At 66.1% G+C, this 14,763-nt stretch carries 13 protein-coding genes; 6 read left to right on the forward strand and 7 right to left on the reverse strand.

Features of this window, described 5'->3' with window-relative positions; genetic code table 11:
- Positions 1 to 15 precede the first annotated feature (15 nt).
- From ACOOE2_RS08010 to ettA, 3 genes are all read right to left on the reverse strand, one after another.
- A complete protein-coding gene (locus ACOOE2_RS08010) occupies positions 16 to 1,938 on the reverse strand; it encodes a DUF885 domain-containing protein (protein WP_420382490.1) in 1,923 nt (640 codons plus the stop codon).
- Positions 1,929 to 2,606 (reverse strand): prolyl hydroxylase family protein, encoded by a 678-nt coding sequence (locus tag ACOOE2_RS08015; protein WP_420382491.1) that lies wholly within the window; start codon positions 2,604 to 2,606, stop codon positions 1,929 to 1,931. Before ACOOE2_RS08015 ends, ACOOE2_RS08010 begins: the two co-directional genes overlap by 10 nt.
- A 130-nt stretch (positions 2,607 to 2,736) precedes the next feature.
- Positions 2,737 to 4,416: an energy-dependent translational throttle protein EttA gene (gene ettA / locus ACOOE2_RS08020; RefSeq protein WP_420382492.1), complete on the reverse strand. Its 1,680-nt coding sequence runs from the start codon at positions 4,414 to 4,416 to the stop codon at positions 2,737 to 2,739.
- Between the two features lie 160 nt (positions 4,417 to 4,576).
- On the opposite strand from ettA, the gene trxB reads away from it, so the two are divergent.
- On the forward strand, positions 4,577 to 5,545 hold the full coding sequence (gene trxB, locus ACOOE2_RS08025; RefSeq protein WP_420382493.1) for a thioredoxin-disulfide reductase: 969 nt from the start codon (positions 4,577 to 4,579) through the stop codon (positions 5,543 to 5,545).
- A 200-nt stretch (positions 5,546 to 5,745) separates the two neighbouring features.
- Here the strand turns inward: trxB and ACOOE2_RS08030 are convergent, their stop codons facing one another.
- From ACOOE2_RS08030 to ACOOE2_RS08045, 4 genes are read right to left on the reverse strand one after another with little or no spacing between them, the layout of a single operon-like run.
- Positions 5,746 to 6,537, reverse strand: a complete 792-nt coding sequence (locus ACOOE2_RS08030) for a hydrolase 1, exosortase A system-associated (RefSeq protein WP_420382494.1) — start codon at positions 6,535 to 6,537, stop codon at positions 5,746 to 5,748.
- Positions 6,534 to 7,193 (reverse strand): hypothetical protein, encoded by a 660-nt coding sequence (locus ACOOE2_RS08035; protein ID WP_420382495.1) that lies wholly within the window; start codon positions 7,191 to 7,193, stop codon positions 6,534 to 6,536. The genes ACOOE2_RS08030 and ACOOE2_RS08035 overlap by 4 nt, the downstream gene beginning before the upstream one ends.
- The gene (locus tag ACOOE2_RS08040) at positions 7,190 to 7,447 is read right to left on the reverse strand and encodes an acyl carrier protein (RefSeq protein WP_420382496.1); all 258 of its coding nucleotides are present in this window, start codon (positions 7,445 to 7,447) and stop codon (positions 7,190 to 7,192) included. Before ACOOE2_RS08040 ends, ACOOE2_RS08035 begins: the two co-directional genes overlap by 4 nt.
- Positions 7,448 to 7,456: 9 nt before the next feature.
- The gene (locus ACOOE2_RS08045) at positions 7,457 to 8,464 is read right to left on the reverse strand and encodes a GNAT family N-acetyltransferase (protein ID WP_420382497.1); all 1,008 of its coding nucleotides are present in this window, start codon (positions 8,462 to 8,464) and stop codon (positions 7,457 to 7,459) included.
- 73 nt (positions 8,465 to 8,537) lie between these two features.
- Between ACOOE2_RS08045 and ACOOE2_RS08050 the strand changes: the two genes are divergently transcribed.
- From ACOOE2_RS08050 to ACOOE2_RS08070, 5 genes are all read left to right on the forward strand, one after another.
- The gene (locus tag ACOOE2_RS08050) at positions 8,538 to 10,007 is read left to right on the forward strand and encodes an acyl-CoA ligase (AMP-forming), exosortase A system-associated (protein WP_420384576.1); all 1,470 of its coding nucleotides are present in this window, start codon (positions 8,538 to 8,540) and stop codon (positions 10,005 to 10,007) included.
- Positions 10,004 to 11,242 carry a pyridoxal-dependent decarboxylase, exosortase A system-associated gene (locus ACOOE2_RS08055; RefSeq protein WP_420382498.1) on the forward strand — a complete coding sequence of 413 codons (1,239 nt, stop codon included), beginning with the start codon at positions 10,004 to 10,006 and terminating at the stop codon, positions 11,240 to 11,242. The genes ACOOE2_RS08050 and ACOOE2_RS08055 overlap by 4 nt, the downstream gene beginning before the upstream one ends.
- A gap of 250 nt (positions 11,243 to 11,492) precedes the next feature.
- The gene (locus tag ACOOE2_RS08060) at positions 11,493 to 12,116 is read left to right on the forward strand and encodes an XrtA/PEP-CTERM system exopolysaccharide export protein (protein ID WP_420384577.1); all 624 of its coding nucleotides are present in this window, start codon (positions 11,493 to 11,495) and stop codon (positions 12,114 to 12,116) included.
- A gap of 15 nt (positions 12,117 to 12,131) precedes the next feature.
- Positions 12,132 to 13,655 (forward strand): XrtA system polysaccharide chain length determinant, encoded by a 1,524-nt coding sequence (locus ACOOE2_RS08065; protein WP_420382499.1) that lies wholly within the window; start codon positions 12,132 to 12,134, stop codon positions 13,653 to 13,655.
- 14 nt (positions 13,656 to 13,669) lie between these two features.
- Entirely contained in the window at positions 13,670 to 14,758 is a 1,089-nt protein-coding gene (locus ACOOE2_RS08070; RefSeq protein WP_420382500.1) for a capsular biosynthesis protein, read from the forward strand.
- Positions 14,759 to 14,763: the final 5 nt, after the last annotated feature.

Raw genomic sequence — 14,763 nt, forward strand, 5'->3', positions numbered from 1 at the left:
ACAGCCATATGGCGATCAATCGGCGGGCGCGGCCTGCGCCGCGATCCACCGGTGGATCTTCGCCTCCAGGATGGGCAGCGGCAGCGCGCCGCTGTTCAGCACTTCGTCGTGAAAGGTGCGGATGTCGAACCGCGCGCCCAGCGCGGTGCAGGCTTCGTCGCGCAACCGCTGGATCGTCATCGCGCCGATTTTGTACGCCAGCGCCTGGCCGGGGTTGGCGATATAACGATCGACTTCGGCGGCGGCGTCGATCCGGCCGATGCCTGAATTGGCGAGCATATAGGCGATCGCCTGGTCGCGGGTCCACGCGCGGGTGTGCAGCCCGGTGTCGACCACCAGCCGCATCGCGCGCAGCATTTCGTCATCGAGCGTGCCCCAATGCTGCAGCGGATCGCGGTACAGCCCCATGTCATAGCCCAGCGTTTCGGCATAGAGCGCCCAGCCTTCGACGAATGCGGCATTGCCGCCGAACCGCTGAAAATCGGGCAGGGCCGCGTTCTCCTGCGCCAGGCTGATTTGGAAATGGTGCCCCGGTGCGCCTTCGTGCAGGTACAACGTGGTCACCCCGGTCATGAAGCGGTGCGGCCAGTCGTACGTGTTGTACCAGAACACCCCGGGGCGGCTGCCGTCTGGCATGCCCTCGCTATAGCTGCCCCCGGCCTCGAACTGCGCGCGATAGTCGGGATAGGGCTGAATCAGCAGCGGGGTGACCGGCACGTGCCGGAAATAGCGCGGGGCAAGGCGTGCGACTTTGTCGCCGGCGGCGCGAAAGCCCTGGCCCAGCTCCTCGGCGGTTTTGGGATGAAACCGGGGATCGATGCGGATCACATCGAAAAAGTCGCGCAATGGCCCGGTATAGCCCAGCTCATGCTGCACACCGGTCATCGCGGTCTGGATCCGCGCGACTTCGCCAAGGCCGGTCTGGTACACCGCGCCGGGATCAAGATCGAGCGTGGTCTGCGCGTGGACCAGCAGGCGGTACAGCCCGGTACCGCCCGGGATCGCCGAAAGGCCGACCGACTGGCGCGCGGCGGGCAGGTATTCGTCGGCCAGAAAGCGGCGCAATTTGCGATAGGCGGGGTAGACGTCTTCGCGCGTGGCCGCCGCAAAGCCGCGTTGCAGCCGCTCACGCGCGGGGAGCGAAGTCTGGCGTGGCAGATGGTGCAGCGGCGCCATGAACAGCGAATGCTCGGGCGCGCGCGCCAGGATTATATCGATTTCCGCGATCATATTGACGACGGTCATACGCGGCTCGACCACGCCGCTGGCCATGCCTTCGCGAAAGCGGTGGATCGCATTGTCGAACAGCACCGGCAGCGTGCGTTCCACGTCCAGCCGCGCCGCGACATCGGCGACGGTGCGCAGCGATCCGCCTTCGCTGGTCGCCACCATGTCGGGAAATTCGACCGGAAAGCCCATGAAATGGTTGAACGGCTGCACCCCGATCAGCGCCTGCGCCGCGGGTGCCAGGATCGCGCGCTGATCGGTCAGTGATTGTTGGAACACGTCGTACGACAGCTGGCGCGGTGCATCGAGCGCATCGCGGTCGATCCGCCCGAGCGCCGCCAACGCGTGCGCGATGACCGCGCGCTGCAGTTCGGCCAGTGCCGGCGTATACATCAGCACCAGCAGATCGTGCGGCACCGCTTCGCCGCGCACCATCGCGCCCAGCGGATCGAGCGCCTGTTGCGCGCGGCTGTCTTCGGCAAACAGCCGGTCGAGCCGGTCGGCCACCGATGCCGCGAGCGCGGGCGATACGGCTGTGGCAGCAAGCCCGGTGTTGGGCGGCGAGGCCAAGCGCGGGGAGAGGGGCGGCGTGTCGAGCCTGGCGATGGCGGGCGGGGGTTGGGCCACGTTAACGCGTGGCGCGGTGGTATGCGCTGCACAGCCGGCCACCAGCAGCGCCAGGGCGCCGATGCCCGCCCGTTTCACCGCCACGGCTGCGCGCGGTACCAGCGGGTCAGCACGTATTTGACGCCCTCGGTCACCGGTGTGCCCGCGTGCAGGGTGCGCGGATTGGGCCGGCCATCGGGCATCATGTTGTTCCACACCAGCAGCACCCCGGCACGCGGCGGAATGGTCAGCTCGACCTTGCGGAAATCGGTTGCACCGCCGCCTGCGACATCGTTGAGATAGCCCATCGCGGTCCAGCTGCGCTGCCCGCCGCGCCGGCGCTCCTCGTCCCAATAGGCGTGTTTGGGCAGGAAATAGTCGTAGTGGTGCTTGAATTCCTGCCCCACCGCATAGCGCTGGCCCTGAACGGTTTCGCCCAGCGCCGGATCGATACCCAGCAGCTCGTCGATCCGGCGCTGAAGCGTCCGCACGAATGGATCGGCGGGATCGACATCGCCGGTATAACTGGTGCGGCCACCATCGATATTGTCGTTGTACGTGGGCGATGGCCGCGCCACGGCATCGACTTTGGTGATCATGCGCCGGCAGTCGTCGGACGACAGGAAATCGGCCACGGCGTAGATTTCGATCCCGTCCGTCGGCAGGCGATAGGCCGCCGGGGCCGCATCCAGCCGCGCACGCACGGTTTCGCCAAGCTGGCGCAATTCGGCGCGATCAGGGTCGCGAGCGGCGGAACTGAACGAAAAAACCATGACTGCGCAAGCTCATGGCCGAGGCACGGACCGGGCGACGGCAGTTGGTGACAGGCGGTATCGGGGGAACGGCGTAATGGCAGGACGGTGGCAGGACGGCGGCAGGACGCGCCGCCCTGCCGCCCATCGGTCAGCGTGACAGCTTCTTGTACGACAGCGGCGTCGGCCGGTCCGCAGCATCGCCCAGACGGCGGCGCTTGTCTTCTTCGTAGCTGGCAAAGTTGCCTTCGAACCATTCGACATGGCTTTCGCCCTCGAACGCCAGGATATGCGTGGCCAGGCGATCGAGGAAGAAGCGGTCATGGCTGATCACCACTGCGCATCCCGCGAAGTTTTCGATCGCTTCTTCCAGCGCGCCCAGCGTTTCGACATCGAGATCGTTGGTCGGTTCGTCGAGCAGCAGGACATTGCCGCCGGTTTTCAGCATTTTGGCCATGTGGACGCGGTTGCGTTCACCGCCCGACAGTTTGCCGACGTTCTTCTGCTGGTCCTGGCCCTTGAAGTTGAAGGCGCCGACATAGGCGCGGGTCGAGGTGTCGAACCCGTTGACCTTCATGTAGTCGTGGCTGTCGGAAATTTCCTGCCACACGTTGTTGGCGGGGTTCAGCTTGTCGCGGCTCTGGTCGACATAGCCCAGCCGCACGGTCGATCCGATGTCGATCGCGCCGCTGTCGGGCTCTTCCTGCCCGGTGATCAGCTTGAACAGCGTCGATTTGCCCGCGCCGTTGGGTCCGATCACCCCGACGATGCCGCCCGGGGGCAGCAGGAACGACAGGTCTTCGAACAACAGCTTGTCGCCATACGACTTGGTGACGCCCTTCAGCTCGATGACTTTGCCGCCCAGCCGCTCGGGCACCTGGATAACGATCTGCGCCTTGCCCGGGCTGCGGCTGTTCTGGCCCGCGACCAGTTCCTCGAACTTCTTGATGCGCGATTTGGATTTGGTCTGGCGGCCCTTGGTACCGGCGCGGATCCATTCGAGCTCGTCGTTGATCGCCTTCTGGCGGCCAGTCGCCTCGCGGTCTTCCTGTTCCAGGCGCTTCGACTTCTTTTCGAGATAGGTCGAATAATTGCCCTCGTACGGGAAGTATTTCCCGCGATCGAGCTCGAGAATCCAGCCGACGACGTTGTCGAGGAAATAGCGGTCGTGGGTGATCATCAGCACCGCGCCGGCGTATTCCTTCAGATGGTTTTCCAGCCATTCGACGCTTTCGGCATCGAGGTGGTTGGTCGGTTCGTCGAGCAGCAGGATCGACGGCTTCTGGATCAACAAGCGCGTCAGCGCGACGCGGCGGCGTTCACCGCCCGACAGGTTTTCGACAGAGGCATCCGACGGCGGGCAGCGCAGCGCCTCCATGGCGATTTCCAGCTGGTTATCGAGCGTCCAGCCGTCGACCGCGTCGATCTTGCCCTGCAGATCGCCCATTTCATCCATCAGCGCGTCGAAATCGACGTCTTCGGGCGGGTCGCCCATGATGTTGGAAATTTCGTTGAAACGATCGACCAGGTCGGCAACTTCGCGCGCGCCATCCTTGACGTTTTCGAGCACGGTCTTGGTCGGATCGAGCTCGGGCTCCTGCGCCAGATAGCCGACGGTGATGTGTTCGCCGGGCCACGCTTCGCCGGTGTAGTCGGTATCGATCCCCGCCATGATCTTCATCAGCGTGGACTTGCCCGCGCCGTTGGGCCCGACGATCCCGATCTTTGCGCCCTGGTAGAACTGCAGATTGATATCGCTGAGTACCGGTTTCGGCGCACCGGGAAAGGTCTTCGTCATGCTTTTCATGACGTAGGCGTACTGCGCGGCCATGGTCGTCCTTCTTGGGAAGCTGGTTATCGCCGCGCTCTACAGGGGCCGCGCGGGCGCTGCAAGCGGGGAGGCGTGGGCGCACTCTTGATGGGGCGTGTCATTCGGACTCGATTGACTCTGTCCCGCTCGCACCTATTTCGCAGGGGAAACGGAGACAGTCATGGCCACCACGCACAAGACACGCATGCTGATAATCGGTTCGGGCCCCGCCGGGCTGAGCGCTGCGATCTATGGCGCGCGTGCGGGGATGCAGCCGATCGTGGTGCAGGGCCTGCAGCCGGGCGGACAATTGACGATCACCACCGATGTCGAAAACTATCCCGGGTTTCGCGATGTGATCCAGGGCCCGTGGCTGATGGAAGAGATGCAGGCGCAGGCCGAACATGTCGGCACGCGCATGCTGTGGGACACGATCACGGAAATATCGATGACCGGATCACCATTCCGCGCGATCGGCGACAGCGGCGACATCTATGAAGGCGATGCGCTGGTGATCGCCACCGGCGCGCAGGCGCGCTGGCTGGGTGTGCCCGGCGAGCAGGAGATGTCGGGCAAGGGCGTTTCGGCCTGCGCCACATGCGACGGGTTTTTCTTTCGCGGCAAAAAGGTCGTGGTGATCGGCGGCGGCAACACCGCGGTCGAGGAAGCGCTGTACCTGACCAACCATGCCACCGAAGTCGTGCTGATCCATCGGCGCGACAGCCTGCGCGCGGAAAAGATCCTGCAGGACCGGTTGTTTGCGCATCCCAAGATCAGCATCGTGTGGAACAAGGCGGTCGATCGCTTTGTGGGGGACAGCAATCCGGGCGGCGGGCTGACGGGCGTCGCACTGACTGACACCGTGACCGGCGAAACCAGCGAGATCGCCACCGACGGCGCGTTCGTGGCGATCGGCCATGCGCCGGCGACCGGGCTGTTCAAGGGCAAGCTGGAACTCGATGCGGCGGGCTATATCGTGGTCGAACCGGGTACGCCCAAGACCGCGATTCCAGGCGTATTCGCGTGCGGCGACGTGATGGATCACACCTATCGCCAGGCAGTGACCGCGGCGGGTACCGGCTGCATGGCCGCGCTCGACGCGGAACGATTCCTGGCGCACCGCGATTATGTTGCCGAGGCGACGTACTGACGCCATTCAAAATCCTCCCCGGAACGGGGAGGGGGACCGCCCGCAGGGTGGTGGAGGGGCCGGGCCCCACGCGGAAATGCCCGCGACAAGTCACCTGTAGGGTGCGGGTTGCTGGCGTTCTTTCGCGAGGTTTGCGTCATGAGGCACCGCCCCTCCACCACGGCTTCGCGTGGTCCCCCTCCGCGTGCCGGGGAGGATTTTTAATGGCGCGACGCTGTTGCCTCCAACAGCTGCGCATAAAGCCATTGCGCGCTGTCGGCATCTTCGCCGAAGCTGTGGCTGCTCCCGGGGTGACGATGAACGCGCGGGTCGTTGTCGGGCCACAGATCGAGAAACCGCTCGCCGACACGGTCGCGTTCGGCGGCCAGGATAGCGACCGGGCGCACACCTTGCGCCAGGCTGTCATGCAATTGGTCGGCCAGCGGTGACGCTGCTTCATTGGGCTGCGCGGCCTGGCCCAGACCGCGCCACAATTTGCGCAAATCCACTTTGCCGCTGACGAGTTGCCACAGAGCGCGCGGGTTGGTCAGCTTGGCCAGATACCGCCGGCGCAGCGCGCCGGGGGTGTGCGCCGCATCGTCGTCGGTTTCGTATGTCCATGGGTTGACCAGCACCAGCCCGTCGAGCGCGGAGCCATGCAGCATCAGCGCGCTGGCGGCGTCGCAGATGCCGAACCCGACCACGCGCCGCATCCCGGGCAGCACAGTGCGAAACGCGGCCAGCGCGGCGGCGATATCGTCGTGCGAGCCGCGCCAGCCGGTGTTTTCGCCCTCGCTGTCGCCGATCCCGCGCCGGTCGTAGCGGAACACGGGCACGCCCGCTTCCTGCGCCAGCCGCGCGGCCAGGTGCGCGGTGCCGGCAAAGGCACCGGCGCGGATTTCATTGCCGCCAGACACGATCAGCAGCCCGGTCATGCCATGCGCGTCGGCGCAGTCGAGCATGCCGGACAGTGTGTCGGGCCCGCAAGCAAAGGCAATCGGACGCCGGCTCATGCGGTTATGCCATCGGCGATGATTTGCGCCAGCCGCAGCGCCTGCGCCGGATCATCGCCCGGTTCGGCGCGCAGCCACAGCGCGGCGCCGCCAAGATCGGACTGGTTGATCTGGCGCTGGCCCTCGTCGAGCGGGCGCGCGGTTTCCAGTCCCGCGACCAGGCCCGGGCCGAGGTCATATCCGGCCAGCATCAAGCCCTCGCTACGGCCCAGTTCGATCAGCGCCGCGGTGTCTTCATGGTCGCCGCGCTCGCGCGCCGCGACCGTGCGTGCGCGCACCATCTGGCGCAGGATTGCCGCGCCCGACACCGGCTCCAGCGCCCAGCCGGGCAGCACGTTGGGAAAGATCAGCGCGCCGCCACGCACCGCCAGCACATGGCTGGCGGCGAAATGTTTTGCGGCGCGTTCCATCGCGGTGCGCCAGGTGTGCAGGCTTTGCGCATAGAGCGGCGCGGTGCTTTCGTTGGTGCCCGGCAGATCGGGCGCAAAACTGTCGACGCCATGGACATCGAGCGCGCGCATGGTGCCTGCGATCAGGCGGCGCATGCGGTTCATTTCGGCGAACAGCGGCGGCACGATCAGCACACGGTGACGCCGCCGACGGTCGATCACCGCAGCGAATTCGTCGCCACCGGAATTGGGCCAAATCTCGATCAAGCGGCGGTTTTCGCGTTTACGAACGCCAGCAACGTGCCATAGGTTTCAAGCACTTCGCCGCTGATCTCATCGTCATTTATGAACAGATCGAACTTTTCCTCGATCGCGCCGAACAGCGTTGCGACGGCCATTGAATCGAGCTCGGGCAGCGCGCCGAACAGCGGGCTGCCGGGTGCCAGGGCGTCACGCCGGGCGGGGCTGAGTCCCAGGACATCGGACAGAACCTGGCGCAATTTTGGATCGATGTCGGTCATGATGGTCCTTTACGTACAGGTTTCGGGCCGGGCAAGCGCGTCCGGGCGAAGGATCGCCCTGGCCAGAAGTCTGGCCAGGGCCGGCCAGCGGCGCGGATTGCCGGGCCAGACCGCATCGAGCCGGTATCGCGGGCGGACCTCGTCCATCCAGTCGCGTTTGTAGCCATCGTCGCCGGTGCCGAAGTCGATCAGCGCAACGCGGTCCTGATCGAACGCCATGGCGAACAGCGCATGGCTGAGCAAGGTGCCAGGCGAATGCGCAGTGGCAGCGGGATCGTGCGCCAGCTTGTGGATGAACGCGGTGCCGTCCTCCACGGTCCAGAATTGGGCCGCGACAGGGGTGCCATCGACATGGGCCAGACCCAGCCGCAGGCGGCCGGCAGCGCCTTCGTCGCGCGCAAAGCGGCGCAGGAGTTGCGGCGAGCTCTCGGCGGGTTTCCAGCTGCTGGCGTAGATGGCCTCGTACGCGTCCCAGTCTGCATCGTCGAAGGTGGTGGCAATGCGGATCGTGACCGCGCCCTTGCGCGATTTGCGCCGCACGGTTTCGCGCAAGAGTCCGGGGCGCTTTGCCCACCAGGTCGCGAAATCGGCGCCGGCGGTGCGCAGCACGTGGTTGTGATCGGCGTGGCGCAGTTGCGCGACCCAGCCGGCGCGGCGCGCGGCATCGCGCAGCAACACCGCCTCGCGTTCGGGCAGGGGCGCGAAGGATAGCGCGCCGACGGGGTTGAGACTGCGCATGATTGCCGTCAGCAGCGCGGGATCGGTGCCGAGCGGGCGCGCGATGAAGCTGTACCAGTTGCCGAGCGCGGCATAGCCGGTGCGATGCAGCACCAGCGGTAGCGCGGCAATCGCATCGCCGTCCTGCGCCACCGCGATTACCGCGCGCGCGGGCGCCAGGCATTCCTGCGCCATCAGGCGCAACCACGCGATCCGGTCGAACGGCGTAATGCCGGGGCCGGGCGCGAGCAAGGCGAGGTCGGCTTGCGCTTCGTTAATATCGGCGTGATACACGGTCATCGTGACTGCTGTCGTTCCTCTGGCCCAACTGGCACCCCCATTTGCGCCCCGCCCGATCGATCACCTGCCGCTGATGGGGGCGGGCGATGCTCCGGCTTTGCAACTGGGCGATCGCGTGATGGACTACACAGGGTTAAATCGGCGTGTAGGCCAACTGGCCTGCTGGCTGGCCGAGCAGTGTGGCCTACGCGACCGCGTGGCAAGCTGGTTGTCCAAGGGGGAAATCACCTGCCTGCTGCCGCTGGCCTGTGCGCGGGCGGGGCTGATCCATGTGCCGGTGAACCCGGTGCTGAAACGCGGGCAGGTCGCGCATATTCTGGCCGACAGTGCCGCTGTGCTGCTGATCACCAATCTGGCGCGTGCTGTCACACTTGAAGAGGATGATCTGGGCGCATGTCGCCTGTGCGATGATGTGCAGACGCTGGCGGCGGTCGACGCCTGCGATCCGCTGCCGCCGTCGCAGGCCCCGGTCGATGATCTGGTCGCATTGTTGTACACCAGTGGCTCGACCGGGCGGCCCAAGGGCGTGATGATTTCGCATGCCAACTTGTGGCTCGGCGCGCACAGCGTTGCGTATTACACCCGGCTGGCGCCCGACGATCGCGTGCTGGCGGTGCTGCCGCTGGCGTTCGATTACGGACAGAATCAGCTGCTGTCGGCGTGGGTTTCGGGCGCATGCGTGGTGCCGCATGATTATCTGGTGCCGCGCGATGTGCTGCGCGCGGTCGAGCGACGCGCGATTACCACGCTGGCGGGGGTACCGCCGCTGTGGCGCCAGCTTGCGGCGTTCGAATGGCCGGCAGGCTTGCGGCGGCTGACCAACAGTGGCGGCGCGCTCGATGTGGCGCTGGTGCGGCGGCTGCGCGCTCTGGCGCCTGAGGCCGATCTGTATGCCATGTATGGCCTGACCGAGGCGTTTCGCTCGACGTATCTCGACCCCGCGTTGATCGACGCGCATCCGACCGCGATCGGCGATGCCATTCCCTATGCCGAAATCCTGGTGGTGCGCGACGATGGCATGCCGGCGGGGCCGGGCGAGGCGGGCGAACTGGTGCATGCGGGGCCGCTTGTCGCGCATGGGTATTGGCGCGATGCGGCGCGTACTGCCGAACGGTTTCGTGCCGCCCCGGCGTGGTCGCAATCGGGCGGCACGGCGGTGTGGTCGGGCGACCGGGTGCGCCGCGATGCGGCGGGGCTGTTGTATTTCGTCGGGCGGCGCGATGCGATGATCAAGACTGCGGGCAACCGGGTCAGCCCGCAGGAGGTCGAGGATGCCGCACTGGCGACCGGGCTGGTCGTCGATGTGGTCGCGTTCGGCCTGCCCGATGAAGCGCTGGGGCAGGCGATCCATTGCGTGGCCAGCCCGACCGGTGAGGCGGACAGCGCCGCGCTGATCGCGGCAATGGCGCGGGACCTGCCCAATTTCATGGTGCCGCGCGTGGTCCACTGGCGCGATGCCTTGCCGCAAAATGCCAATGGCAAAGTCGATCGCGCTGCGCTTTACCGGGAATTATCGGATTTGGTGGATAGGCAAGCCTCATGACCCTTTCCAGCAAACCGATGGGCTCCATACCGGCGGGCTTTGGCGTGATCGACGGGCAACTGGCGATCGGCAAGGTGTCTGCGCGCGATTGCGTGGCCATGGCGGGCGGCGCGCCGCTGTTTGTCTATGATGCCGCGCTGATCGCCGCGCGGATCGCGGCGTTTCGCGAGGCGGTGCCGGGCGCCGATCTGCACTACGCGATCAAGGCCAATCCCTATGCGCCGCTGCTGGCGTTCATGGCCTCGCGCGTCGATGGCTTCGACGTGGCCTCGGGCGGCGAACTGGCGCTGTTGCAGGCGGCCGGCGTCGCCGGCGCGCGGATCGGCTTTGCCGGGCCGGGAAAGCGCGATGCCGATCTGGCCATGGCGATTGCCGCGGGCGTGACGCTGCATATCGAATCCGCTGGCGAGGCGGATCGTGCGCTTGCTGCGGGCATGCGCGCCGGCATCGCGCCGCGTGTTGCGATCCGGGTCAATCCCGATTTCGAACTCGCTGGCGCCGGCATGCGCATGGGCGGCGGCGCGCGGCCGTTTGGCGTCGATGCGCCCGATGTGCCCGCACTGGCGCGGCATCTGGTTGCGCAAGGCGCCGATTGGCAGGGTTTTCACGTTTACGCGGGCAGCCAGTCGCTCGATGCCGGAGCGATCGTCGCGGCCCAGATCGCAATGCTCGATCTTGTCGCGCGGCTGGCCGATGCGGCAGGTGTCGGCGTGCCCGGCTGCAATCTGGGTGGCGGGTTCGGCATTCCCTATTTTTCCGGGCAGACACCGCTCGATCTGGCGATGGTCGGGGCAGGGCTGGGCGAGGCGCTGGCCAATCGCGCGGCCGTTCTTGCCGACACGCGCTTCATCATCGAGCTTGGCCGCTGGTTGGTGGGAGAGGCGGGGGTGTACCTGGCCGAAGTGATCGAGCGCAAGACCAGCCGGGGCGAGACGTTCCTGGTCGTCGATGGCGGGATGCACCACCAACTGGCCGCCAGCGGCAATTTTGGCGCGGTCATCCGCCGCAATTACCCTTGCGCGGTCGCCACGCGAATCGCTGAACCTGCGCACGATGTCGCGCATGTCGTGGGGTGCCTGTGTACCCCGCTCGATCGGCTGGGCGAATCGCTGGCGCTGCCCCATGCCGGGCCGGGCGACCTGATCGCGGTGTTTTGTGCAGGGGCCTATGGCGCGAGTGCCAGCCCGGCGGCATTTCTGGGGCATGGCCCCGCGCGCGAGCTGCTGCTTGGTTAAGCTATCCGTAATGCAGTGTGCTGTCCTGGCACACAACCACATGCACAGTCCGGCGGGACCAAAGCACTAACCGTATCTTCACCCTTTTTGGACATAGCTGCAGTGTGGAAATGCGCAGGTTCCGTCCCTTCCGGGGACAGGCGGGACACTGCGCGAAAGTGTTTTCAAAGGATGGTTCATGTCGAACGACGCCGCGCCTGCCCCTGCCGCGCCTGCTTCTGGCGACCGCCCGTTCAGCCGGCGTTCGGCCATGGCGTTTGCCGGGCTCGCCGTAGCCGGGCTCGCGCTATCGGGTTGCGCAAGCGGCGGGCCGGCGGGGCAGTTGCCCTCGGCCTCGTTCGTTTCGCTGCAGGAAGGTCCGGGCGAGGATTACATCATCGGGCCCTTGGATGAGCTGACGATCTTCGTGTGGCGCAATCCCGAGCTTGGCGCGCAAGTCCAGGTGCGCCCCGATGGCCGCATCACCACGCCGCTGATCACCGACATGCCGGCCGTGGGCAAAACCCCGTCGATGCTGGCCGAAGACATCAAGCTGCAGCTTTCGCAATATATCCAGGAGCCGATCGTTTCGGTGATCGTCAACAAATTTGCCGGCACATTCAGCCAGCAAGTGCGTGTCGTCGGCGCGACCGAGAAACCGGCCTCGATCCCCTATCGCGCCAACATGACGCTGCTCGACGCGATGATCGCGGTCGGCGGATTGTCCGAATTTGCCGCGGGCAATCGCGCGCGGCTGGTGCGGTTCGACAAGACCACCGGCAAGCAGAAGGAATATGCCGTTCGTATCAACGACCTGCTGCGCAAGGGTGATACCCGCGCCAATGTCATGCTGTTTCCGGGCGATGTGATCATCATCCCCGAAAGCATGTTCTGAGCGGGGCCTGAAACCATGGACGGTCTTGCAGACCAGATCAGAGGCGCGCTGCACAGCGTGTGGAACCGGCGCTGGATCGCGCTGGGGCTCGCGTGGGTCGTGTGCCTGGCCGGATGGCTGGCGGTGGGGGCGATCCCCAACAAATACGAATCGCACGCCCGTATTTTCGTGCAGATCGACGATGTGCTGTCCGACCAGATCGGCGTCGGTGCCGACAGGCATCGCGATATCAACCGCGTGCGCGAAACGCTGACCAGCGCGGTGAACCTCGAAAAGGTCGTCCGCGCGACGCGGCTGGGCGAAAAGGTGACCACCGAAAAGCAGATGGAGGGCGCAGTCGCCTCGCTCGCCAATGCGGTCAAGGTTACCAACAGCCAGGAAAACCTGTTCGAACTCAGCGCCACTTCGGGCAGCAGCGGCTATTCCGACGCCGAAAACGCGAAGCTGTCGCAGGACATCACGCAAAAGTTGATCGACATCTTTCGCGAGGAAAACCTGTCGGGCGGGCGCGGCGAAATGAGCGACACGCTGGCGTTCATGGATACGCAGCTGACCGATCGGCAAAAGGATCTGGAAGCAGCCGAGCAGAAGCGCCAGGCATTCGAATCGAAGAATGCCGGGATGCTGCCGGGCACAGGTGCGGCGTCTGCGCGCATCGAAGGCGCGCGATCCGAATTGCGCGGTATCGATTCGGACCTGTTGGCAGCACAAAGCGCCGTGGCCTCGATCAGCGGACAGATGGCCGGCACCCCGCCGACGATCACGTTGCCCGGCACCAGCGGTGGCGCCAAGGGCGCGCTGGCCCAGGCGCAGTCGGACCTTGCCGCAATGCATGCCAAGGGCCTGACCGACAGCCACCCCGATGTGATCGCACAACGCGCGCAGATCGCGCAATTGTCACGCGCCGCGGCGGCCGAAGGCAATCACGGCGGCGGCGGTTCGCCCAATCCGGCCTATGCCTCGCTGCAGTCGATCAGGGCCGACCGCGAAGCCAGCCTGATTGCGCTGCAATCGCGCAAGTCTTCGCTGCAGCAGGAAATCGCGCAGCTGACCACGCAGCAGTTCAGCGAGCCGGCGGTTGCCGCCGAAGCCGCGCGGATCAACCGCGATTACGACGTGCTGAAGGAACAGTATGACAAGCTGCTGCGCGATCGCGAGGCGCTGCGCCTGCGCGGCCAGGTCGAAAACGAGCACAACGCGATCAAATTCAATGTGATCGATCCGCCGACCGTGCCGCATGAACCTTCGGCGCCCAACCGCCCGCTGTTACTGGCCGGGGTGCTGATCGCTGGCCTGGGCATCGGTTGCGGCGTGGCATTCGGCCTCGGCCATATTCGCGGCACGTTTGCAACGACCACGGCGCTCGAACGCGCGATCGGCCTGCCGGTGCTGGGCGCGGTTACGCTGTCGCGCACGACGGCGGCGCTGATCGAACAGCGGCGGCAGTTGAAATGGTTTGGCGGCGGTGTCGCCGGGCTGGTCCTGGTGCTGATGGTGCTGATGGCGCTGGAATTCATGAAGCGCCGGTTGGTGGCCTGAACGGAAGCTATGACATGACCGATCAGACCCCGCTCCCCCCGCCCAAGCGCGTCAAGCGCGCCTCGTTGATCGAGCGCGCCGGTGGCGGCGATGACTGGCGCAGGATCGTTGCGCCCCCCGCGGCTGCTCCGCCTGTCGCCGTTGCGCCTCCCGCGGCTGCTCCGCCAGTCGCCGCTGCGCCTGTCGCTGCACCGGAACCCGTCATCGTGCCGGCGATCATCCCTGCTACGCCCGAACCGGTGTTCGACGTTGCGCCGATGCCAGCACCGTTTCCCGTGCCGCCCGTACCCTCGTTCGGCGCGCCTGCCGTGCAGGGTGCGCGAGAGCCCGCGCCACTCGATCGCCCGACCGGCGCGCAGCTGTTTCGCGGCACGTTCCATGCGATCGACCGCAAACACTTGCGCGAACGCGGCATGATCGAGCCCGAAGGCCCGGTAACCGCGCTGCTCGAAGAATTCCGCATCATCAAGCGCCAGTTGCTTCAGACCGCCGCCGAAACCCGTGCGGGCCGTGGCCCGGCGCATGGCGAGCGGATCCTGGTCTGTTCAGCATTGCCGGGCGAAGGCAAGACGTTCTGCTCGGTCAACCTGGCGCTGTCGATGGCGGCGGAAAAAGACACCGAAGTGCTGCTGGTCGATGCCGATTTTGCCAAGCCGTCGGTGCTGTCCACGCTTGGCCTGCCGGGCGGGCCGGGGCTGCTCGATGCGCTGTCCGATCCGCGCGTTGCGGTCGAGGACTGCATCCTGGGCACCGATGTGCCGGGGCTGTTCGTGCTGCCTGCTGGCAATGCTTCGGGTTCGGATACCGAATGGCTGGCGGCGGCGCGCACGGCGCAAGTGCTCGACCGGCTGACCTCACAGACGCGCGGGCGCATCGTGATTTTCGACAGTTCGCCGGTGCTCGCCGCGTCTCCGGCCAGTGCCCTGGCGCTGCATGTCGGGCAGGCGGTCGTCGTCGTGCGCGCCGACATGACCAGCGAAGCGGCGCTGCGCGATGCGGTCGGTCTGCTGTCCGGATGCAACGATATCAAGCTGTTGCTCAATGGATCGCATTTTTCTCCCAGCGGGCGCCGGTTTGGCACCTATTATGGATACAAGGACTAATCCGG

This window comes from Novosphingobium sp., from assembly GCF_965214355.1.
In the GTDB taxonomy this organism is placed as follows: Bacteria; Pseudomonadota; Alphaproteobacteria; order Sphingomonadales; family Sphingomonadaceae; genus Novosphingobium.